Origin of the sequence: Rhizobium sp. AG855 (assembly GCF_003610655.1) — a bacterium.
Taxonomy (GTDB): domain Bacteria; phylum Pseudomonadota; class Alphaproteobacteria; order Rhizobiales; family Rhizobiaceae; genus Allorhizobium; species Allorhizobium wuzhouense.
This window is the reverse complement of sequence record NZ_RAQG01000008.1, coordinates 20,971-42,422: the sequence shown is the minus strand read 5'-3', so window position 1 is coordinate 42,422 and position 21,452 is coordinate 20,971. Positions and strand designations below refer to the sequence as shown.

Annotated in this window: 17 protein-coding genes; 12 read left to right on the top strand and 5 right to left on the bottom strand. The window is 61.1% G+C overall.

The features are described 5' to 3' along the window. The 5 genes from DFO46_RS22955 to DFO46_RS22935 form a co-directional block, all read right to left on the bottom strand. A partial coding sequence (locus DFO46_RS22955) for a hypothetical protein (RefSeq protein WP_210210664.1) occupies window positions 1-3,103 on the bottom strand: 3,103 nt, incomplete at its 3' end. Between the two features lie 28 nt (window positions 3,104-3,131). Continuing rightward, a complete protein-coding gene (locus tag DFO46_RS22950) occupies window positions 3,132-8,177 on the bottom strand; it encodes a VWA domain-containing protein (RefSeq protein ID WP_120279245.1) in 5,046 nt (1,681 codons plus the stop codon). A gap of 175 nt (window positions 8,178-8,352) precedes the next feature. Continuing rightward, window positions 8,353-8,847 carry a hypothetical protein gene (locus DFO46_RS22945; RefSeq protein WP_120279244.1) on the bottom strand — a complete coding sequence of 165 codons (495 nt, stop codon included), beginning with the start codon at window positions 8,845-8,847 and terminating at the stop codon, window positions 8,353-8,355. Window positions 8,848-9,060: 213 nt separating this feature from the next. After that, a complete protein-coding gene (locus DFO46_RS22940; RefSeq protein ID WP_120279243.1) occupies window positions 9,061-9,456 on the bottom strand; it encodes a nuclear transport factor 2 family protein in 396 nt (131 codons plus the stop codon). Window positions 9,457-9,460: 4 nt separating this feature from the next. Continuing rightward, the gene (locus DFO46_RS22935; protein ID WP_120279242.1) at window positions 9,461-10,105 is read right to left on the bottom strand and encodes a TetR/AcrR family transcriptional regulator; all 645 of its coding nucleotides are present in this window, start codon (window positions 10,103-10,105) and stop codon (window positions 9,461-9,463) included. 194 nt (window positions 10,106-10,299) lie between these two features. Between DFO46_RS22935 and DFO46_RS22930 the strand changes: the two genes are divergently transcribed. The 12 genes from DFO46_RS22930 to DFO46_RS22875 all read left to right on the top strand — a co-directional run bounded on the left by DFO46_RS22930 (window position 10,300) and on the right by DFO46_RS22875 (window position 21,436). Continuing rightward, entirely contained in the window at window positions 10,300-11,316 is a 1,017-nt protein-coding gene (locus DFO46_RS22930) for a spermidine/putrescine ABC transporter substrate-binding protein (protein WP_245409024.1), read from the top strand. Window positions 11,317-11,556: 240 nt separating this feature from the next. Then, window positions 11,557-12,420, top strand: a complete 864-nt coding sequence (locus tag DFO46_RS22925; RefSeq protein ID WP_120279274.1) for an ABC transporter permease — start codon at window positions 11,557-11,559, stop codon at window positions 12,418-12,420. A gap of 2 nt (window positions 12,421-12,422) precedes the next feature. Continuing rightward, window positions 12,423-13,211: an ABC transporter permease gene (locus tag DFO46_RS22920; protein WP_210210663.1), complete on the top strand. Its 789-nt coding sequence runs from the start codon at window positions 12,423-12,425 to the stop codon at window positions 13,209-13,211. Continuing rightward, window positions 13,208-14,293: an ABC transporter ATP-binding protein gene (locus DFO46_RS24340; RefSeq protein WP_120279240.1), complete on the top strand. Its 1,086-nt coding sequence runs from the start codon at window positions 13,208-13,210 to the stop codon at window positions 14,291-14,293. The genes DFO46_RS22920 and DFO46_RS24340 overlap by 4 nt, the downstream gene beginning before the upstream one ends. A gap of 10 nt (window positions 14,294-14,303) precedes the next feature. After that, window positions 14,304-15,035, top strand: a complete 732-nt coding sequence (locus DFO46_RS22910) for an MBL fold metallo-hydrolase (protein WP_120279239.1) — start codon at window positions 14,304-14,306, stop codon at window positions 15,033-15,035. 568 nt (window positions 15,036-15,603) lie between these two features. Next, entirely contained in the window at window positions 15,604-16,284 is a 681-nt protein-coding gene (locus DFO46_RS22905; RefSeq protein WP_120279238.1) for an MtnX-like HAD-IB family phosphatase, read from the top strand. Between the two features lie 20 nt (window positions 16,285-16,304). Then, window positions 16,305-17,714 carry an aminotransferase class III-fold pyridoxal phosphate-dependent enzyme gene (locus tag DFO46_RS22900; RefSeq protein ID WP_120279237.1) on the top strand — a complete coding sequence of 470 codons (1,410 nt, stop codon included), beginning with the start codon at window positions 16,305-16,307 and terminating at the stop codon, window positions 17,712-17,714. A 214-nt stretch (window positions 17,715-17,928) separates the two neighbouring features. Next, the gene (locus DFO46_RS22895) at window positions 17,929-18,672 is read left to right on the top strand and encodes an arginase (RefSeq protein WP_348627770.1); all 744 of its coding nucleotides are present in this window, start codon (window positions 17,929-17,931) and stop codon (window positions 18,670-18,672) included. 20 nt (window positions 18,673-18,692) lie between these two features. Then, window positions 18,693-19,019 (top strand): EamA family transporter, encoded by a 327-nt coding sequence (locus DFO46_RS22890; RefSeq protein ID WP_348627769.1) that lies wholly within the window; start codon window positions 18,693-18,695, stop codon window positions 19,017-19,019. Between the two features lie 77 nt (window positions 19,020-19,096). Further along, window positions 19,097-19,921, top strand: a complete 825-nt coding sequence (locus DFO46_RS22885; protein WP_245422702.1) for an alpha/beta fold hydrolase — start codon at window positions 19,097-19,099, stop codon at window positions 19,919-19,921. Beyond that, window positions 19,905-21,074, top strand: a complete 1,170-nt coding sequence (locus DFO46_RS22880; RefSeq protein ID WP_245422701.1) for a GNAT family N-acetyltransferase — start codon at window positions 19,905-19,907, stop codon at window positions 21,072-21,074. The genes DFO46_RS22885 and DFO46_RS22880 overlap by 17 nt, the downstream gene beginning before the upstream one ends. Continuing rightward, window positions 21,071-21,436, top strand: coding sequence for an EamA family transporter (locus tag DFO46_RS22875; protein ID WP_120279233.1), 366 nt, complete (start codon window positions 21,071-21,073; stop codon window positions 21,434-21,436). Before DFO46_RS22880 ends, DFO46_RS22875 begins: the two co-directional genes overlap by 4 nt. Window positions 21,437-21,452: the final 16 nt, after the last annotated feature.

Below are 21,452 nucleotides of genomic sequence, written 5' to 3'. Positions count from 1 at the left end.
TCGCTTCATAGCGGCTACCAGCCTCCGCCGCACGCCTGTTCGCCTCGGCGGCCCTGGCCGTCCATTCGTCGATGTCCTTCTGCCCATACTGATAGCCATCCGGCTTGGGTGGCAAGCCGCGCGGAATATCCGGGCCGACGTCAGGACCCGCACCGGATGCCGGCTCGCCGGGTGCCTTTGCCTCCTGCCCCTTTCCGTCGTTTGCAGCCGGGTTGATGCCGGTTTGTGCCTTGGGGCTGATCCCATTGGAGGGCGTTGGCATTTGCGGCGGATAGCCATCGCTGCCGGAGCGTGACCAAGCATTCAGTCGCTCCTGCATGGCGGCATCATAGTTGCGCATTGCATCTTCATATGCCTGTCTGTTTTCGGGCGACGGGTTTGCGTCCATTCGAGCCTTCGCGTCATAGGCCCGCTTCTGCGCGTCGACAGCCCTTTCATGTGCAGCTTGAGCCTCGGCTTCGGAGACGCGTCCGCTGCCCGGCGCAGGCTCTTCGGGAGGACCAGAACCTGGAGGCGGCCCACCGGGCGGTTCTTTCCCACCGTTGCCCGGCGGAGGACCACCCTGAGGGCCCGCTGGAGGTCCACCTGCACCACCAGCAGGAGGCGGCGGACCAACACCGCCGAGGCCTTGGCCGCCACCTTTGCGTGCCTCCCAATAGGGATCGGTGCCGTACCGGCTGCGCAAGCCGCCTTCGATGGCCCTATTGAGACTGGAGGCACCATTCATCAGGAAGGTCGTGGAAATGCCGGTCAACTGCGCCAGCATGGCTTGGGAGACACAGGTCTTCGCATATTTCTTGGCCCCCTCCTTCACCTCGTTCCAGTTCTTCGGTAGGTTCGGATTGCCCGTCTCGAAGGCATTCATGCCGGCATCGATGGCGGCTGTCGAAGCCATGCAGGCGATTTGCGACAAAAGCGTCTTGATCACCAGCACGAAGGCATATTCCACCAGCGATGTGCCCCATCCCTTGGGACCATAACCCAGTGTTTCGCCGGTGCGCGGATCGATCTTCCACCACACCTCCCTGCCCTTTTCGGCCTTGGGCGGCACGAGCACCAAGGCACCGGAAGAGAGATCGGCCTCAAGGCGTGCTGCAAAATCCGGATCAAGGCTCGCAAGCTGCGGATCGGCCTTGTCGCGGATCAGCGTCCACCCGTATTGGTCCTGTTCGAAGGCAATCGCCGCATTGATCACATCCGGACCGCCACCGCCCAAAGCCAGCGCCTCGGTCAGCGTGTCGTGGACACCCTGAACCAGTCGCGCCTTGAAGGGCTCGACGCCGGAGAGAGCATCGACGGCGACGCCGCTCGAGACGATATCGAGCGCAGCCTGTGTCGTGAAATCGCCTGTGTTGCGATCGCGGGCCAACTCATTGTGCAGGGCAACGATCATCGGCTTGTCGAGATAGACTGCATCACCCACCGGGCTTTGCGAAAAACGGGCACCGACGAAACCGTCGAGCACCACCGGCACCGGCTTCATCTTGCCCAGCAGTTCCACGATGTTTCCGGGGATTTCGCCGAAGGGATCCTTGGCGATTTCGTCGAGGATCGGCTTGTTTTCCACGATTTGCTCGGCCTGACGGGCGAGAATCTGCTCGGCAGGCGGCGCGGCGGGCAGGATCATCGCCTGCACCTGGCCCAGCATCGCCATCGAGCGATCGAAGCGATCCTTGTCGTCGAGCTTCAGCCCCGAATAATCTCCCCTGGCGCGAAAAGCCGGACCGGCAATGTCGAACAGGGTGCGGCGGATTTCTTCCGGCGGAAGGCCGGGTCGTTCGATGGTGAAATCCAGCCATTCGGCCGTCAGTTCGCCCGCGTCGCCAACAGTCGTTGCCTCACCGGGAACAACCTGCCCGGCCTCTCCCGGCATGGACAAGGCATCCACCACCTTGCTGATGTCGCCAGCAACAGGCACGCCGATCACGGCAAAAGGATTGATCGGTGTTGGCTCAAGGTTGATCTCGCCACTGTCCTTGATCGAGCCTTGATTGAACTCCTCCTCGCCGATGGCAAGCGTCGGCAGCCATTCCTTCTGGGTTGCCAAAGCGGCCCGCAGCTTGGTCTGCAGGTCGCTCGGCGTGGTCGACGGCCATGTGGACGGCCATTGGGTCGGATAGTGATCAAGGCGGACCACCTTGCCGATCATGTCTGCGGCCCGCACCTTCTGCTCAAGCACGGTGCCGGTCAGAGCCTTGCCACCCTTGGCCTGTTCGATAACCAGCCGAATGGTAACGTGATGCCACAGATCGTCCGGCAGATCCTCCGGTGCAAGGGTTTCGTTCACCTTTGTCAACGCCTTGCCGAAGGTTGCGGTCGGTTCCAGCGGATCAGCGGCCTGCCAGCCATTGTCATTCACTTCGACCCACCAGTGATCGGCAAGGGACTGGCGCAGCAGGCTCTCATCGACGGCCTTTTCTCGCTCGGACGGCAGAGTGCCAAGGGCTGCGGCAACCGCCGAAACCTGGCCTGAGACCAATTCGTTTAATCGGGTGCCGACATTGCCTGCCTTGTCAGCACTGACCTGAAGTGCCGCCTCGATCACATCGGGTTGCAGATCGTAGGTGGTGGCAAGCTCGGTGGGGCTTTCGGCTGGAACCGGGCCTGCTGGCAAAGACGCAGCGACGGCCCCGCCGGCAGGTTCGCGCCAGGCGGCAAGCAGACCATCCAAAGTCGCATCATCCAGTATGCCATGGGCAAGTCGCACCTCGAAACCGGCCAATTCATAGAGCCGCGCCAGCAACAGCGATTGGTCGAGGCTATTGCCGCGTTGGTCCATCAGCACCCCGACCGGCCCCCTCAAGGCGCCCGGATACGGCACCCAGCGCGTCCGGCTGCGCAGAAAGCTGTAGAGGAGCGGCGCATCGATACCAATCGTATCCACCACGTCCTGCGGGTCCCACCGATCCCGCGGCACGTCTGCGAGACCATCTTCCAGCGCCTGAAGGCTGCGCTGCATGGCAATCGCATTGCGTGCCGCAATTTCCATCTTCGCCCCGGTGTCGAGGTCCTGTGCCGCCAGAGGCTGGAGGGCAAGCAGGAGGGCAAGTCCGGTGGCCAGGGTCTTGCGACCCGCCCGCACCATCGACATCAAGTCTCGCATCCCGTGTCTCCTCATGTCGCTTTGTCCATCATGGCCGTGCCAATTCCACACGCGATGTCTTGCCTTCCCGGACCGTGATCTGTTCGAAGGCACGGTCGCCAGCCCCACCGACAACAACCCGATACGTTCCGGCAGGCACCGGGACCGCAGGACCGCCAACCGTTCCGGACGCCACCTCCCTGCCATTGGCGTCCAGAACCCTGAAGGGCTCGATCACGGCTTGCTCCATGGCCGCAGCAAGGCCTTTGGCATCGGCTGCATCGAGGAACGTGCCGCCACCCTTTTCTGCCCAGTCCCGGAAGGTCTTCTTCAGGTCCTCGTTGTCGATCGCGAAGCCCACGATATTGACCCGCACATCCACGCCAGATGCCCTGAGGGCTGCAATCGCCTGTTCCGGATCGCCTCCGCAGGTCTCTTCGCCATCGGTCACCAGAACGACGAGCTTCGGCCCCGTATTGGTCGCGAGATCGCCCGCGACGGCAGAAAGGGACGCCGCGATCGGTGTCTTCGACAGATTGATGGAACGGATCATGCCGATATTGGCGGCCATGAGGGCGGGATCGAGCGGTGAGAGCGGCGATCTCAGATTGGTCTCGCAGGAATCGGGTGCCGTATCCCCGAAGACGCGAAGCGCGGTCGGCGTGCCCGGCGGAATGATCCTGGAGGTCAGTTGCGTCAGGATGGATTGCGCAATTTCGATCTTCTGCTTGCCGTCCAGCCGCTGCAACATGCTGCCGGATGCATCGAGGATCAGTTCGAGCGCGGCCTGCCGAGGTCGCTTGTCGTCGACGGAGGGTGGGGCGGGCGCAGGTGAACCGGCCGCAAGCTGCGGCGCCGCCGCCACTTCGATGGCACCGGGGAGAGGCGGCGGTGCCTCCGATTTCGCGATGGACAGCGTGTAGTAGGCAGGGCGGCGGAGATAGGCGGACACCCGCTCGTAGACCACGTCCATTTCCGGCTGCGTGCGCGCCGAAGCATAGACGCCGCCATTGGCCGCAACCAGATCCTGCAACAGCTGCTTTTCGCGCAAGGGGTGATCGAAGGCGCCAATATGGGCGGCAAAGATCCGGGTTCTCGTCTCGCCCAGCCGCTTCCACAATTGTGGCTGGAGATCGTAGCCTGAACTCGCCGCATCCGTGATGACGAGGATGGCTTTCGCCCCGGGCCTGTCTGCCATTCCATCCATCGCATTGAGCAGCGTCCTTTCGAGCCCGCTGGTGGTGCCGCCAGGTGGCGAGCGTGACAAGGCGGCCGCGACCTCGAAGCCACGCTCGCTCCATTTGTCCATCAGGAAAGGCAGCTCGAAGGGCATGATGTTGACGGCCTCGCGCCCCGGCCGGATTCCCTCCGAGAAATTGTTGAGCCCGGCGAGAATGATGGGCAGGAAACCGGCAATGCTGCCGCTAGCATCATAGGCGATCGCAACGGAGCGCGGCGGTTCAAAGACCTTGAGCCGATAGCGGCCACCGGCCGTGACCGGGGCCTCGACCTGTTGCCGGCGAGGACCGCTCGAGATCGTCCGAAGCGCTACGCTCTTTCCGTCGGGATCCGTCATCTCGACCACAGCGGCCAGCAGCGGCTCGCCCGTGAGATCAATCATCACACGCTCCACGCCTTCAGGCGCGGCAAAGACGAACCAATCCGTATCGGTATCGACCTGAACGGCATCGGAGATCGTCTCTGTGAAAGCGAGATCACGCGGCGCGACTTCGCTATCCCCGTCGGTCAGGTTTGCGACCGCAGGCCTCTCCTGCGCAGGGCGCCTGAAAAAATCGGCCTGCGAGACAGGCTGGTCCATGCCCCATTCACCATTGATCGGCAGCGCATCCGCCGCAATCGGCACCTCGGCGATCGAAAGACGCGCAGGAAGTTTCAACGTCCCACTGACACTCGCCGCCTGCCTCGCCGAAAATTTGAGAAACCGCACAGGCGTCGCAGGCGAGAACGCAAGCTTTCGCGTCGTGGCTCCGTGTTCGGCTGGAAGCACGCCAATCACGGTGAATGGGCCGAGCGCACTTTCGGTGCTTGCGCTGATTTCCATCTCTCCAAGGCGCTCGGCTTCCGCTGTCGCCGGGTCATCGGTCCATTCGATGCCGCCCAGGACAGCCTGCCGGTCATCGGCAAAGCCAATGACGAATTCTGGCGTTTCACCTGCCGAAACCGCGATGGTTTGCGATGGTGCCCCGTCTGTCAGCATGGTCGAGCCGTCGTCATAATCAGCACCGATCTGGCTGGAGGACCAGACGAGATGTCCGCCATGGCTACGCTTGCCGACATCGATCGAGACGCCCCCTGGCACGCCAGGGTTGGCCACCACCTTGAACTCGCCGAGCCCGACGCGACCCATGCCTGCGTGGCTCGACAACAGCCTCAGCCGCGCGACCTTGGCGACGATGGGCTGTGGCAAGGGAAAGGCCTGTTCGACATTGACCGGTTGCAATCGGCCCTTCAGCGCCGGCTCGAACCGGATGCCGTCCGGTGAGAGCTCCAGTTCGAAATCGGCAAGCAGTTCATCCGGCGCCTGCGCCGAGGGAAAATAGGGGTGCAGCAGGATGCCGTTCACCGGTTGCGGCTCTCGCCCACCCAGGGCAACAGTGACCTCGCGCTGGCCGGTGCCAAGGTCGCTCACATAGCCGTCTGACGACATCAGCCCGTCAAACAGCGTGGCTGCTGCGGAACTGCTGGCGGGATCGCCGGCATCCGGCACAATGCTGCCACCGAAGGCTGGCAATGCAAGATCCAGCCCGCCCAGCATGGGTGGAGGAACCTGCGATAGATCGGCGGCCGTGGCGGGGTCGACATCGTCGGAGATCGCAACCATGGCCGAGGCGGTCGCCTGCCCGCCACCATCGTCCCTGGCCCTGACGGTCAGCATGGCTGCCGCTGCTTTCCATGCATCGGCCCGTGCAAGGAGAGAAACCGGCAGTTCGACAGCCTCGCCCGGCGCGATGGGCGTGGTCTCATTGGGCAGGTCAAGCGTCAGCTGATGGACCGAGGCCTGTGCATCGAGGCGCACGGCAAGCGCCTCGCCTCCCCGGTTTTCGATCCGCAAGGTTCCGGCCACCCTCTGGCCGCGTGGCCAATAGGCGGCAAGCGTCTGCCGCGTTAGCTGAAGCTTCATGTCAACCGGCAGAATGGGGGGCTGGGCCGCACCGCCTGCAGGCGGCAGAAAGGGATCGAGCAGATCGAGCTTCACCTGATATCCCGAGGCATCGGTTGCCAGGGCGTTCAGCGAGATCTGGTACGTGCCCGGCTCCCAGACGGCATCGATGACCGAAGGGGAACCGTCGGCAAGCCCTGACGGTTGGTCCGGCTTGGCCAAGCCACGCGCCACATTCCAGGCGATCTGCCGGCCTTCAGCAGGCGTGATCGTCAGCGCGGCATGAACCGGTGTGGAGATCGAAAACCGGTAGCGATCGGTGTCGCTCAGATCGGCAATCTCGCCTGACCGGAGAATGCCGAATTCGAGCCGTTCCGCCCCGGTCTCGCTGTCATTCGGCTCGCGTTCCATTCCCGGCTCGGGCTTGCCACCGCTTTCAACCGTAAGCTTGTAGCGAGCATCCGTCCCCGAAACGACAATCTGATTGGCTTCAGGGGAAAGAAGCATCCGATCCAGCAGGATCGGCGTCCCATCTGCAGCACCTTGCCGGATTGCCCGCTGGTGGCCTTGCGCATCCTCGACAGCGATGCTGACGGGAGAACCCGCGCTGTCGCCGCTGCCAGCAGCGACAAGCACAATCTTCCACAGCTGTGGCTCGCCTTCGGGCCGGAGCAGGAAACGGTCCGTATCTGCCCCGGTCAACAGCCCCTCGATTTCGGTCTTTTGCGCATCCGGTGCCGCACCGTCAGCACCGGCGGACAGAATGTCGGTCAATCCGGGTGTTGTGGCCGTATCGTTCGGTTCCACTTCTTGGCCGGGAACCCGCCTGCCCGCCTGGCGCAACAGGAGACGGTAGACGTCACCAACCGGTGCACTACCGGACACAAGAGCAGCATAATCCCCAGGGGGCAGCACGAGATTGCCGAGCGACAGAGTGGAGCCCGACTTGCATTGCAGCGGCGCGCCATCGGACGAACTGAGGCAGAGCTGCCGAGGCTCTCCTCGGGGGGACTCCAATTGAAGCTCGAGCCGGCGTTCGGCCAATTGCGGCGTCACCGTGAACCGGTAGGAGTCGACATCTGCCATACGGCTGGTACGGCCGGAAACTGCTTTTCCAAGGGGCAGAAGAAAACCGTCCGCAGGAGTTTCATTGGGCTCGTCTTCGCTGAGTGGCCGACGCGGCCCTTCGGGGATGCGGGTCACGCGAAAATCAAAGGGGGAGGCTCCAACGGCATTGACGTCAATCGATACAGGTCCCGCCGAAAAGCCGAGATCATCGAAGGAAAGCGGCGCGGTCACTTCGCCATAGGCCGAGGTTTGCCGCTTGCCGTCCTGGGAAATGGCGACGGAGGCGATGGAACCGAGCGGAATATCCAAGTCAAACCGAAATTGCCGGCGGGCATCCGCCGCACTGAAAGGCCAGTCCAGATGCACGGGTTTTCCTGGTTCTGCGCGACCCGATTGCTGATCCATGCCCGTCGCCGGGGTCTCGGTCGCCGTCAGCGACCATGTCGTATCAGGCCCAGCATGGGAGAGGCCGATGAGATAGGTTCCGGCCGGCAGGAAGACCCGCTGTGCCTCGGCCGCGCCAGTTTGAGGCTCGGCCACAAGCGTCACCAAGGCCGGGCCGAGCGCCCCTTCGCCGGAGGGGAGATAGGCGTGAATCTCCGCGCGGACCTGAGTTCCGTACCCGCCGGCCAACTTGACCGTCCAGATCTTGCCCGCATCTGCGCCCTCGATAGACCAGTTGACGAAATCCTGATCATCCCCGTCAAACTGACCGTTGACGCAAAATGGCCCCCGGAGCTCAGCACCGGGGTCGGTCTGCCCATCCTCGGCATCGGCCTCAATGCAGGCGGCAGTCTGGCCGGCGGCAACCAACTCCTGCGCAGACGCTGCCAGCCGGTTGCCCGATGCCAAGAGGATGGCCAGCAGCAGCACCCTGAAGATCGGGCCGAGGGGCGATTTCCTCATGGAAATTGAACCGCCGCAGGATACGACGCTCCTCCTCCACCGGGTGCCGCTTCGCGTCGGTCACATGCGGCTGCGGCGTCCGCAAAGCCGAGATCATGCTCCATGAAACCAAAGAACCCCGGCAAATCCGCCACAGCCAAGATACGCGACATCCGGGCTTTGCAGCGGCGCGGGCTCACGGGACCGGTGCCGTGACATTGTCGAAGGAGAGGGTGACATCGGTCTTGGCTTGCTCCGAGGTCATGCGCAGCGGCAGTCCGTCGGCCGTGCCGATCCACACGCGTTGCGGACCGAGATCGAGCCCACCTTCCATCGGTGGCGGGGTATAGGCATAAATCACTGCATCTTTACCAGCGACCTTGTCATCACCTATGCGGGCACAACCCTTGAGACTGGCAGCATCGGGGATGACCTTTTTCTGCGTTGCTGCGCGTCCGCCTGCGCCTAGGTCGACCGCGGTCCAGCCGGATTCCCGCTTGGTGTAGAGCCGATCACCCACCACGATGAACTCGGCCAACGGCTTGCCATTAAGCACCACGGTCTGCTTGTATGCCGGCACCTTTCCCAGCGCATTATAGGCATCAGCGACCGGCTGACAGTCGTTAGCTGCTGCCGTGACAGGAACAAGAAGAGTTGAGCAAATGGCAAGGCCGAGAACGCAACGCCACATTCCAATTCCTCCGGTCCGTCGGTCCATTGGCTGAAACGCTATGGCAGGGCAGATTTCCCCACAACACCTCTTTTAGATACCGAAATCGCAAGCCACCAACTGGCCGCAGGCGCCTGACCGCGGAGCATCGCCGATCAGGCTGTGAAGACCATGTCGGCTTCCGGCAAGATCGCGAGATCATGCCAGCGCAACTGAGACGCAAGCCAGCAGCGGCTAGGTGAGGAGCTGTGAGAGATGTTCGTGAACGGCCAGCCATTGACCGTCCGGTTGACGGGCAAAGACAATGGTTTCACGCTCGTGGTTGACCACATCCTGGCCGCCAATCACGAGATCGGTTTCCACGGCATGGGTAAATATTGCGACATCCCCGACGAGCTGCAGAGCGCGGTTCGTCGAGCGGCAAGCCTTGACGCGAAACCCGTCCCGGCTTTCCCAGAGCGCCCATTCCGCTTCATAGGCGGCGCGGGTGGAAAGAATGCGGTCGAGATTGTGAAAGATGAAGGTTGCCGACGGCGCAAAGGCGTCGAAATAGGCCTTGGTATCATGGCGACCGAAGGCGGCGAGGAGCGCGTCTGCTGCGGAAAGCACCTCTATCGTATGATCTGTCATGTCTTCAGGAATTCGAAGCGGGACCAACACGCTTGACGCTGCTGATCAATTCGGCAATCGGGCGATTCTGCTCCGCGACGCGGGTCTTCAACTGTTCGAGTGGCATGCTCTCATGCTTGCAGAACTCGATGAACATCATGTTGAGATTGTTGAAGAAAACCTCCCCCAGTGCCCGCGTGTCGACGCCTGCGATGACAACGCCGCGCCGCTGGAGCGTCCCGATCAGCTGGACAACCTGGGCGCATAGGCATGTGTCAAGTTCGGTGTAGCGCTTCGACAGAGGAGTCTCGGGCTGCTGGATTGCGGACGCCATCGCCGTGCGCCACATCTCTTTGCTGAGATAGACAAGCGAGTGATCAAAATACTGGTCGATCAGCGCGCCGAGCGCCTCATTCACACTCGGCGGCGGGTTGGCGACAATGCGCTCACCGGCCTCGATCACTTCGGTCACTTCCATCGAAACCGTGGCGACGAGGATATCGCCCTTGTTCTGATAGTAGTTGTAAAGCGTGCCGACCGAGACCTCCGCCATCTCCGCGATGTCCTCGATGCGAGCACTGTCATAGCCCTGTTCGCGGAACAGGGTGGTGGCCGCTTCCAGGATGCGGCGGTTCCTGTCGGCCTTCTGGCGGGCGCGCAATCCGGTCATGTTACCTCCGTTGAATCTCCTCAAATTTGAGATTGACTTAAAAAATGAATTCACTCAATCTTTTTCTCAAGGCGCCGAAACGAGTGCCACTATTCAACACGGGGGCTCGATGGGGTCTTCGACAAGAGGGTGAACATATGGAAAAGACCGTACTTGGCGGGCTCTCCCGCCGCTTGCTTCTTGCGACAGTTGCCATGTCTGCTTTGTCAGGCGGAGCCTTCGCCCAGGAGGAACTCAACGCGCTCGTTTGGTGTGACCACACGGACCCCGCGCTGATCGAGCCCTTCGAAAAAGCCAACAACGTCAAGGTCAATCTGAAGGAATATGAAGGCACAGGCGCCGGTCTGTCGATCGTGGAACAGTCGCGTCCCGGCGATTGGGACGTCTTCGTCATCGACGGTGTCGACGTTCCGCGTGCCATAGAGATGGACCTCCTCGCCGAAATCCCGGCTGACAAGCTGCCGACTGCCGACATCTTCCCGGAGGTCCGCATGGAGGCCAACAACACCAAGGACGGCAAGATCTACGCCGTCACGGAAAAGTTCGGCTACAACACGATTTCCTACGACAAGACAAAGGTCGACCCGAAGGACATGGAAGACCTCTCGATCTTCTGGTCCGACAAGTACAAGGGCCGCATCGCCCTTTACGACTACTACCTGCCGATGATCGGCCTGACGGGTCTTGCCATCGGCAAGAAAACAGCGGACCTGACCGAGGACGACCTGCCGGCGATCCGGGAAAAGCTGTTCGAGATGAAGAAGGTTGCTCGCCAGGTGAGTGACGTCGTCGCCTCGCAGACGGCGCTGGTCAGCGGCGAAGTCGACATCATTCTCGGTGGCGGCGAGTGGGTCACTGCGGGTCTCACCGCCGAAAAACCGAACCTCGACTGGACCGTCCCGCAGCAGGGTGCCCTGCGCTGGGCCCAGTCGATTGGCGTTTTCAAGAATTCGACCAAGCAGGATCTCGCCACCAAGTTCGTCCAGTACATCCTGAGCCCTGAAGGGCAGGCAAAGCTCGCCACCTCCTCATGCTACTGGGGCATGCCGGCAAACTCGAAGGCCGGCGCGCAACTCTCAGCCGAGCAGAAGGCGGCTCTGCGATGGGACAAGCAGCCGGAATACCTGAAAAAGACACAGCTCTATCCGGTTGCGGATGCAGATCTGGACGCAGCGATGCAAGACATCTGGACGGAAATGCTGCAGCAGTAAACCGTCAGTGCGGCGCGGCGGCAAAAGGCCGGCCGCGCTGCATCTTCCTGGACGATGATGTGTAGGCGCCAGCCGCCATCTTTGCATTGTCGACGGAGGGTCTGCTCTCTCCTCCCGGCACAACGGGATTTGCTGATTGAAGTGAAGCATTGAACCGACATGACCCGCGTCGCCGCCATGATGACAGCCGGTCCCCCGTCCATCCGGACAGCCGATATCCAAGAACGGAGTGTCTCGTCCATGACCGCCACTGCCCTGGACCGTCGAGAACGCCGCAAGGCCTGGGGATTTGCGCTGCCGGCGGTCCTGTGGACCATCGCCTTTTTCCTCGTCCCATTTCTCTATATGGCGGCGATCAGCCTGTGGACCCGTGAGCGGCGCGAGATCGTCGCCAGCTGGACACTCGACAACTATGTGGCCTTCTTCGGCAAGCCGCATCTCCTGAAAGCACTGTTCAACTCCCTCGAAGTGACCGCCATCGTCACCGTCATTTCGATCCTCCTCGCCTATCCGCTGGCCTGGATCATCGCCGAGCGCGTGCCGCGCCGCTGGCAGCGCTTTGCCTTGATCATGGCGATCCTGCCGTTCTGGACCTCCTATGTGGTGCGCTCCTATTCCTGGCTTCTCGTGCTCTCCAAGGGGGGCGTCGTCAACCAGACGCTGATGTGGACAGGGCTGATCGCCGAGCCACTGGAGCTTTCGGCCAACCGGACCGGCACAGTGATCGGCTTCGTGCACTTCTTCGTCATGCTTCTGACGCTGACCATATACGCCAATCTGGTCCAGCTCTCACCAAACTACCGCCGCGCGGCAGCCGACCTCGGGGCGAGCGGCTTCCAGACCTTTTGGCACGTCATCCTGCCATTGACGCTACCCGGCATCATGGTCGGCGCCTTCCTGACCTTCGTTCTCTGCATCGGCGATTACATCACCCCGCAGATCCTCGGCGGCAACAACGAACTCGTGCTGCCGCAGGTCATCATGCTGCAGCTCGGTCGCCGCGCCGATTTCCCGATGGCAGCGGCTCTGTCGCTGGTGCTGATGGTGGTGGTGACGATCGCCTATCTCGCCTGCGCCCGATGGCTGAAGATGGAGAGGACGTAACCATGCGGCACCTCAACACGGCCCTTGCGATCCTCTATGCCAGCGGACTTTATGTCTTCATCTTTCTGCCGGTGGCCGTTCTCGTGCTCTTCTCCTTCCAGGACGGCACACTGCCCGTGCCTCCTCTGCATGGCCTGACGTTGCGCTGGTATGGCGAAATCTTTGCCGATGAAAAGCTGATGGCAGCGCTGTTCAACTCGCTGATCGTCGCAATCATCTCGTCGGCGATCTCCTGTCTGCTCGGGTTTCTCGCAGCCTATGCCTTTGCCCGTTACACCCTTCCCGCATCCGGCCTGCAGCGCGCCTTGATCGTCGCCCCGATGACGGTCAGCACGCTGATCATCGGGCTTGGACTGCTGTCGCTCCTGTCCAGGCTCAATGTTTCGCTGTCGCTGTGGACCGTCGGCATCGGTCATGTCGTGATCAACCTGCCGCTTTGCTTCGCGATCATCTACGCCTCCATGGGCGGCCATCAGGTCAATATCGAACGTGCCGCACGCGATCTCGGCGCGAAGGACTGGCAGGTCATGGCGCTCGTCACGGCTCCGATGCTGATGCCGTCCATTCTTGCCGCCTTCTTCCTGTCGGTCACCTTCAGCTGGGACGAATTCATCATCGCCTTCCTCCTGTCGCGCTTCGATGTGACGCTGCCGGTCGAGATCTGGAGCATGCTGCGTTCCGGCCTCGACCCCAAGACCAATGCCATCGGCAGCGTCGTCTTCCTCATCTCGGTGGCGTTCCTCATCATCATGGAACTCGCCGTCTTCAGAAAATCCGGGAAATCCCAATGACCGCAGACGTCTCGATCCGCAACGCCACGAAAGTCTTCGGTGCCTTCCGCGCGCTCGACGATGTCTCGCTCGAGATCGCAGCCGGCGAATTCATCGTCCTGCTCGGCCCCTCCGGCTGCGGCAAGACGACCCTGCTCTCGATCCTCGGCGGCTTCATCGAGCCGAGCGCCGGCACCATCGCGATCGGCGGCCGGGACATGACCCATGTTGAACCTGCGAAGCGCCCGACGACGACCATGTTTCAGGACTATGCGCTGTTTCCGCACATGAAGCTCATCGACAATGTCGGCTTCGGCCTGCGCATGCGCGGCATGGGAAAGACCGAGCGCAACGACAAGGCGCTCGCCATGCTCGATCTGGTCGGGCTGAAGGCTTCTGCAACGAAGAAGCCGCACGAACTCTCCGGCGGCCAGCGCCAGCGCGTGGCGCTGGCCCGGGCGCTCGCGGTCGATCCTGATGTGCTGCTGCTCGATGAGCCACTCGGCGCGCTGGATCTGAAGCTTCGCCGCCAGATGCAGGACGAGTTGAAGGCCATCCAGAAACGTGTCGGCACCACCTTCATCCATGTCACGCATGACCAGGAAGAGGCGATGGCGATCGCCGACCGGATCGTGGTGATGAACCACGGCCGCATCGAGGATGTCGGCGCGCCCTCGGACGTCTACATGCGGCCACGATCGCTGTTCGCCGCAGGCTTCATGGGCGAGGCCAATTTTCTCCCTGGCCGGGTCACCGCCATTGCGAGTGAGCATGCGCAGGTGGAAACTGCCCTCGGCAGCACCGCCATTCCGATCACCGCCTTCACCGCCGGCAGCCCTGAGGTGAACAGCAAAGTCACCCTGTGCATCCGCCCCGAACACTTCCGCTCGACCGGAGAAGAAGGCACAGCCGTTTCGCTGGGCCGCGCCCGGATCACCGACAGCGCCTTCTTCGGCGCGCATCACCGGTGCCACCTGAAACCAGAGAGCGGACCAGACATCGTCATCACCGCCCATCTGCCGCAGACCGCACATCCAAAGCCTGGCGATATGCTCGACCTCGCCGTGAAGGCAGACACCATCATAGCCCTGACCGAGGCCTAGGAGGCTGATCATGAAGCCGCGCATGCGCCCCGAGGACTGGTACAGCATCCGCCGCCTTGACGACGACGTCACTTATATCTGCGAACCGCATATCCAGGAGTTCTACCGCTGCAACATCTGGCATGTGCGCGGCCGCGATCGCGACATGCTTGTTGACAGCGGCATGGGCGTCGTCTCGCTTCGCGAATGGGTGCCCCTTGTGACGGAACGCGAGCTGATCGCGGTGGCAAGTCACACGCATTTCGATCACATCGGCTGCCACCACGAATTCGAATGCCGCGCGGTCCATTCGGCAGAGGCGGATCTTCTCGCCGATCCCACACGCGAAAACACGCTGGCCGACCCCTATGTCACCGACGACATCTTCGACGCTTTACCGCCCGAGCCCTATTGTTCGAAATGTTATGCAGTCAGGCGGGCCCCCGCGACACGCATTCTCGAAGACGGCGATGTGATCGACCTCGGCGACCGGCAGTTCGAAGTCATCCACACACCCGGCCACTCGCCGGGCGGCATTGCGCTCTACGAAAAGGCGACAGAGATCCTGTTTTCCGGCGACATCCTCTACGACGGCCCCCTGATCGAAGACACCTACCATTCGAACGCCGCCGACTATCTCGCCTCAATGGAGCGCCTGCTGACCTTTCCGGTACGTGTGGTTCACGGCGGCCATTTTCCCAGCTTCAGCGGCGAACGATACCGGGACCTGATCACCGGTTGGCTGGATGCCAAACACAGGTAAAGCTGATCCAATTGAGCTGCCCTACGGCCGTTGCCTGGCGACGATGCCGATACGGCAACTTCACCTGTATGGCAGTTTTAAAGCCACGCGTTGAGGTCCGGCAGCTCAGTAACCGATCCACCACACTGATGACGGCCGCCCACATGGCTCCGCACCGCAATCCGTCTCAACGGAATAGAATACAGCACCCCAAAACCGCTGGAGCGAACTCAAAACTGTACAAAGCTTTGGGGCAAAGTCCATGCGAGTTTGCCGGAGACCGTTTGGTTTAAGTTTTGCGGCCATGGCCGGTTCGTCCAGCATGGCGTAACGCAGGTCATTTGCTTTGGCTGGCATTATCAGATGGCTCCAGTCGCCGTCGGTGGTTGAACCTATCAAACCACTCGCAAGTAGTTCCTGCACGAGAGGTGCCTGTCTTTGCCGTCAGGCAGGCCTCGTCCATGCAAAGACTGCGATTCCTCCACAAAATCTGGACAGAAGGGGTTCACCTGATGGCCATGACGCAAGCGGGCTTCTCCGCAAGCGTCGGTGAACATCCTACGCCGCGCCAGATTTCCGGAGCCAGAATATGTACGTCTACTGCGACTTCGACGGGACGATCTCGTTGAATGATGTCACGGATCAGGTCCTTGAGCGGTTCGCCGCGAAGGAATGGATACGTCTCGAGCAGGATTGGGAGGCAGGGCTCATCACCTCCGCCGAATGCATGCGCTCCCAAATCGGGCTGCTGGATGTTTCGATATCTGACCTCAACGCGTTCTTGGACAGCCTCGAAATCGATCCCGATTTCGCCGCCTTCGCTGCCTTCTGCGCGTCCGAAGACTTGAAGCTGACCATTGTTAGCGATGGCGTGGACTGGTTCATCCGCCGCGTTTTGTCCGCCCATGGTCTTGGTCATCTGCACGTTCAGGCAAATCGCCTGACCGTCGTGGCCAATGGGGACGCGCTTCAATACCGTCTCGACACGCCGTTTGCGCGACCGGAATGCGCGGCAGGGTCAGGCGTTTGCAAATGTGCACTGATCCATCCTACCGCGCACCACTTCTACGTCGGTGACGGTCGTAGCGATTTCTGCGTGTCGCAGATCGCAGACCGGGTTTTCGCCAAGAAGAAGCTTGCGGCCTACTGCACCGAGAACGCGATCCCCTTCACCCCCTATACCACCTTCCGTGAGGTGCAGACCGCCATCGAAGTTCTTCTCCAGCCCCGGCCCGCAAGGATTCCGCGGCTCCTGGCCAAGACTGCATAATCAAAAGGAAATCACTCAACATGCATCCTCAACTGAAAATCGCCGACGCCGCAGGCGCGCTGTCGGAGGACGAACTGCGCCGTCTGGAGATCGCCTATTGCTCGCATGGCGATACGGTTCACTACACGGACGCGCCAAAATTCTTCAGCGGCTGCGAAGGCTCGTTCATGTACGACGCCAGCGAAACCCCGTTCCTCGACCTGCAGATGTGGTATTCCGCCGTCAACTTCGGTTACCGCAACGAGCGTCTGAACGCGGCGGCCCATCGCCAGCTGGATAGCCTGCCGCAGGTCGCTTCGCAGTATCTGCACCGCGAAAAAGTGGAGCTGGCGGCCCTCATTGCACAGGATGCCGAGCAGAAGTTCGGCCACAAGGGTCGGGTGCACTTCAATGTCGGCGGCTCGCAGGCCATAGAAGACTCGCTGAAGCTGGTGCGCAACTATACCAATGGCAAAAGCCTGATGTTTGCCTTCGAAGGCGGCTATCACGGCCGCACACTCGGTGCCAGCTCGATCACATCAAGCTATCGCTATCGCCGTCGCTACGGCCATTTCGGCGATCGCGCGCAGTTCATCGAGTTTCCCTACCACTTCCGTGGCCCCAAGGGCATGTCGAAGGAGGAGTATGGCGAATATTGCGTGCAGAAGTTCGCGCGCCTGTTCGAGAGCGAATACAACGGCGTCTGGGATCCGAAGGCCGGCAAGTCCGAATATGCCGCTTTCTATGTCGAACCCATTCAGGGCACTGGCGGCTATGTCATTCCGCCGATGAACTTCTTCACGGGGATCAAGAAAGTGCTTGATGATCACGGCATCTTGCTGGTGGTCGATGAAATCCAGATGGGCGTCTACCGGACCGGCAAGCTGTGGTCGATCGAACACTTCGGCGTTTCGCCGGATGTGCTGGTGTTCGGCAAGGCGATCACCAATGGCCTCAATCCGCTCTCCGGCGTCTGGGCTCGTGAGGAGATGATCAACCCGACGATCTTCCCGCCCGGCTCCACCCATTCGACATTCGCCAGCAACCCGATGGGAACGGCTGTTGCCCTGGAAACGCTGACCATGGTCGGTGAAACCGACTTCGGCGCCAGCGTGATGGCAAAGGGCGCGCTCTTCCTCGATGGTCTGAAGACATTGCAGAAGCGTCACGCGATCGTGGGCGAAGTGGATGGCCTGGGCCTCGCGCTGCGGATGGAAATCTGCAAGTCGGACGGCTTTACCCCTGACAAGGCCACGCTCGACTGGATGTCGGACGAAGGCATGAAGGGCGACCTTCTGGTCAAGGGCAAGAAATACGGCCTCGTGCTCGATGTTGGCGGCTACCACAAGAACGTCATCACGCTCGCACCCAACCTTATGATTTCGAACGAGGAAATCGCACTCGCCATCGAGCTTCTCGATCAGCTCCTGACCCGCGCGGAACGGAGATAGATCGTTGAATCTTCTCCTGCTCCATCTGGACGATGCCTTGGAACTTCAGCCCGACTTCAGGTCGGCCGCGGAGAAGTCCGGTGCTCGTGAAATGAGCGAGAAGGTTCTCGGGCAAACCATTCGCCTGTGGAGCAGGAGGGGACCTCTGGACTCCCTGAAGCGTAGACTCGCATGCCATGCCCCCACCCCCCCTTGGCATCCGCGCCTGTGCTTCATGGGGTCCGGAGACTTTCACCACGTCAGTGCGCTTCTGATCCAGGAGGCCGCAGATGCAATCGCCAAGCCCCTCACGGTCGTGCATATCGATAACCATCCGGACTGGGTTCATTTCCGAGATGGCATTCATTGCGGCTCCTGGGTTGGCAGCGCGCTGACGCATTGGAACGTCCACAAGGTCATTACGCTTGGGGTCTGCAGCGATGACCTTCGTTCGCCTGAACGCAAGGGCGCCAATCTGGGGCTGCTATCGAGCGGGCGCCTTGAGGTCTTTCCCTATGAACATGCACCAAGCGCGGTGCGTCAGCACTACGGAGAAGGTGCCAGCTACCGGCAGCGGGGCAAGCATCTGAATTGGGTGCAGATGCGGGATTTTTCCGAGGAGATGTTCATCGAACGTCTGCTGTCGCGCATCGCAACCAACGCCGTTTACATTACCATCGACAAGGATGTCCTTTGTGCCGAGGATGCCGCGACCAATTGGGATCAGGGCCGTTTGCAGCTCGCCACAGTGCTGCGCCTCATCCGCGAAGTTGGAAGACGCCATCAGGTCGCGGGCGCCGATGTTATCGGGGACTACTCGCGACCGCGTTATCGGGGATCACTTGCGACACAGGCCCTGAAGCGGGGGGAAATCCTGATCGATCAGCCCTGGGTCGGCCCCGATCCCAAGCGCGCGTCTGCAATCAATGCCAGCACCAATCTCTCTCTCATGCATGTCCTGATGGAGGTCATGGGATGAGTGGTGCATTGAACGGCCCCTTGCTGGCGCTTGTCGTGTTCTGTGTTCTTGCAGAAGCCGCACGCGAGGTTTGCTTCAAACTGGCTTCCGGCACCGGTGGCATGCGCATGTTCGTGCACCCTGCGGCATTTGCGGGCTTTGTCTTCTGGGGCACGGAACTTGTTGCCTGGACATATGTGCTGACGCACCTGCCTTTGTCCCTTGCCTTCCCGTTGATGGCATCGAGCTACATGGTGATCGCGATCGCCGGAGCTCTGATCTTCAAGGAAACACTGACTTTTCGACATCGGGTGGGGGTCGCTTTGATCACTGCCGGCGTTCTTTGCATCGGGCTTATGGGAAAATGATACAGTCTCCAGTGGTCGAAGCCATCCCGGTTGGGGTGCGATCTGAGTTCCGGCGGCGTCCTGAAGCGGTTGCCTCCTTGCGAGGGACCGCATTCGATGACCGTCTCTCCTTCTTCGAGGAGGGAACGAACGGCAAGGCCGTGCTGCTCGTTCACGGAATGAGCGGGGCGCCGGGTGAAATGCGGCTGATTGCCAGGCAGTTCCGCCGATTCGGCTATGCCGTCTTTGCGCCCCTGCTGGCCGGCCACGGTTCAAGCCCCGATGCGTTACGCCGTTCCCGCTGGACCGATTGGCTGGAGACTGTGGAGCGGTCAGCAGATTGGCTTGGCCAGCGCATGGATGGCGTCTTTGCCGCTGGCATATGTGTTGGCGGAAAACTTTCCCTGCTGGCGGCCGAAAGCGCCGGCTCTCCCATTCGCGCGGCAGCCATCTATTCGCCCTGCTTCCAGTATGACGGCTGGAATGTGCCGCAGCACTATACCTGGCTTTCTCCCCATATCCGCTGGCTGTCGCATATCCCCTTCATCGACAGACTGAATTTCAGCGAGACGCCGTCTCTCGGCATCAAGGACGACCGGATGCGAAGGCTGATTGCCGCCATGGAGACCGATGGCGTGCTCAGCCACTTTCCCGGACGCGGCGTCATCGAAATGGACCGCCTGGGCCGGCACCTGAAGAAGAGGTTGCCGCATATCACAACGCCGACTCTGGTGGTGCATTCCACACAGGACGATCTCAGCGGCCCGAACCACGCCCGCTACATCGTCGAGCACCTCGGCGGGCCCAAGATGCTGCACTGGCTGAATGACAGCTATCATATGATCCATGTGGACCGGCAACATCGCGAGGTGGCCGCGCTTTCCACACAGTTCTTCGAGACCCATCATGCTGATGCAACCTGATATCGAGATCGTCCCGGCTTTCATGCCGTTGCCCCAGAATTTTCAAGTCCGGATCGTGCCGACGATCTCTGACATCGCGCGGCAGGATTGGAATGCCTGCTTCCCAGGCGAGGTCGAAAGCTATGACTACCTGCTGGCCGTGGAGAGGGCGCAACTTGTTGGTTTCGACTGGCGCTATGTCACGGTCTGTCATCGCGGGCGCGTTCTGGCCGCGGCACCTGCCTTCCTATGTGACTACGGGCTGGAAACCACCTTGGAGCGGGGCCGCCTCACACAGTTCGTGGAACGGATCCGCGCTGTGTTTCCTCGTTTTCTCAAGTTGCGCCTTGCCTGCATCGGATCCCCATGCACCGAGACCGGCCAGATCGGTATCCGACCTGATGTACCCGAGGATTGGCGAAAGGCCCTTTTGGTGGAGCTGCTGAGAAGTTTTCAGGCGGAGGCTGAAAGAGAGGGCTACAGCCTCTTCGCGCTGAAGGACATTCCGCAGCCCATGGCGGCGCCGCTTTCCAAGGCATTGGAGATGGAACAGTTCGTTTCCATGGAGGGCATGGCGACTGCCTGGCTCGACATCGACTTCAAAACTGTCGATGCCTATCTGGAGCGCATGTCTGCCGGGACCCGCAAGGATATGCGGCGCAAGTTGCGAAGCGCCTCGACAGTGCAGATCGAACGGGTGACCGAACTCGGGGATCTCCTGCCGCGCTTCATGGAAATCTATGCAAGCACACGCGAACGCAGCGAATGGCAGTTCGAAGAACTGACGGCCGCCTATTTCGAGGGAATACTCTCCCGTCTGCCGGGCAATTCCTTCTGCACGGTCTACAGTGTGGATGGAGAGGTTCTCGCCTTCAACCTTGTCCTTCGGGACGGGCTGCGGCTGATCGACAAGTTTTTCTGCATGGATGCGGATGCTGGGCGGGCCTACAATCTCTACTATCTCAGCTGGTTCGAGAATGTTCGCTATTGCCTGGAGCATGGCTATCGTCGCTATCAAAGCGGCCAAGCCTATTATGAAAACAAGATAAGGCTGGGCAGCAGTCTCACGCAAAATTCGATGTTCTTTCGGCATCGCAATCCGGTCATCCAGGCCTGCCTCATGAAGATGGCTGCCTTTTTCGCGATACCCCAGGCCGGAAAGCAGGACCCATGAACCGTCTCAGCGCCTTCTGGCTCGCTGTGCCTGTCCTCAACACAGCGCAGCAACTCCTGTTGAAACAGAGCGCTTTGGCGATCTCCCAGACCGGTGAGACCGGCTGGCTGGCGCAGTTGTTTGTCTCACCATGGTTCGCAGGCGCAATCCTCGCCGAAATCGTCTGTTTCTTCATCTGGATGCGTGTTCTGTCGGAGCTGGACCTTGCCAAGGCGTTTCCGCTCTCGGCCATCAGCTATGTCTTTATCCTCGCATCTGCCTGGCTCTTTTTTGGAGAGCCCGTCACAATCGTGGAGATTGGCGGCAGCATGCTGATCATGCTCGGCGTTTGGTGTCTCTCATCGCCAAGTCATTCCGCCTGACGAGCGCCATCTGGGC

Coding starts and splice junctions, on each gene's coding strand:
- DFO46_RS22950 (WP_120279245.1), bottom strand. CDS start 8,177: ATGAGGAAATCGCCCCTCGGCCCGATCTTCAGGGTGCTGCTGCTGGCC.
- DFO46_RS22945 (WP_120279244.1), bottom strand. CDS start 8,847: ATGTGGCGTTGCGTTCTCGGCCTTGCCATTTGCTCAACTCTTCTTGTT.
- DFO46_RS22940 (WP_120279243.1), bottom strand. CDS start 9,456: ATGACAGATCATACGATAGAGGTGCTTTCCGCAGCAGACGCGCTCCTC.
- DFO46_RS22935 (WP_120279242.1), bottom strand. CDS start 10,105: ATGACCGGATTGCGCGCCCGCCAGAAGGCCGACAGGAACCGCCGCATC.
- DFO46_RS22930 (WP_245409024.1), top strand. CDS start 10,300: ATGTCTGCTTTGTCAGGCGGAGCCTTCGCCCAGGAGGAACTCAACGCG.
- DFO46_RS22925 (WP_120279274.1), top strand. CDS start 11,557: ATGACCGCCACTGCCCTGGACCGTCGAGAACGCCGCAAGGCCTGGGGA.
- DFO46_RS22920 (WP_210210663.1), top strand. CDS start 12,423: ATGCGGCACCTCAACACGGCCCTTGCGATCCTCTATGCCAGCGGACTT.
- DFO46_RS24340 (WP_120279240.1), top strand. CDS start 13,208: ATGACCGCAGACGTCTCGATCCGCAACGCCACGAAAGTCTTCGGTGCC.
- DFO46_RS22910 (WP_120279239.1), top strand. CDS start 14,304: ATGAAGCCGCGCATGCGCCCCGAGGACTGGTACAGCATCCGCCGCCTT.
- DFO46_RS22905 (WP_120279238.1), top strand. CDS start 15,604: ATGTACGTCTACTGCGACTTCGACGGGACGATCTCGTTGAATGATGTC.
- DFO46_RS22900 (WP_120279237.1), top strand. CDS start 16,305: ATGCATCCTCAACTGAAAATCGCCGACGCCGCAGGCGCGCTGTCGGAG.
- DFO46_RS22895 (WP_348627770.1), top strand. CDS start 17,929: ATGGGGTCCGGAGACTTTCACCACGTCAGTGCGCTTCTGATCCAGGAG.
- DFO46_RS22880 (WP_245422701.1), top strand. CDS start 19,905: ATGCTGATGCAACCTGATATCGAGATCGTCCCGGCTTTCATGCCGTTG.
- DFO46_RS22875 (WP_120279233.1), top strand. CDS start 21,071: ATGAACCGTCTCAGCGCCTTCTGGCTCGCTGTGCCTGTCCTCAACACA.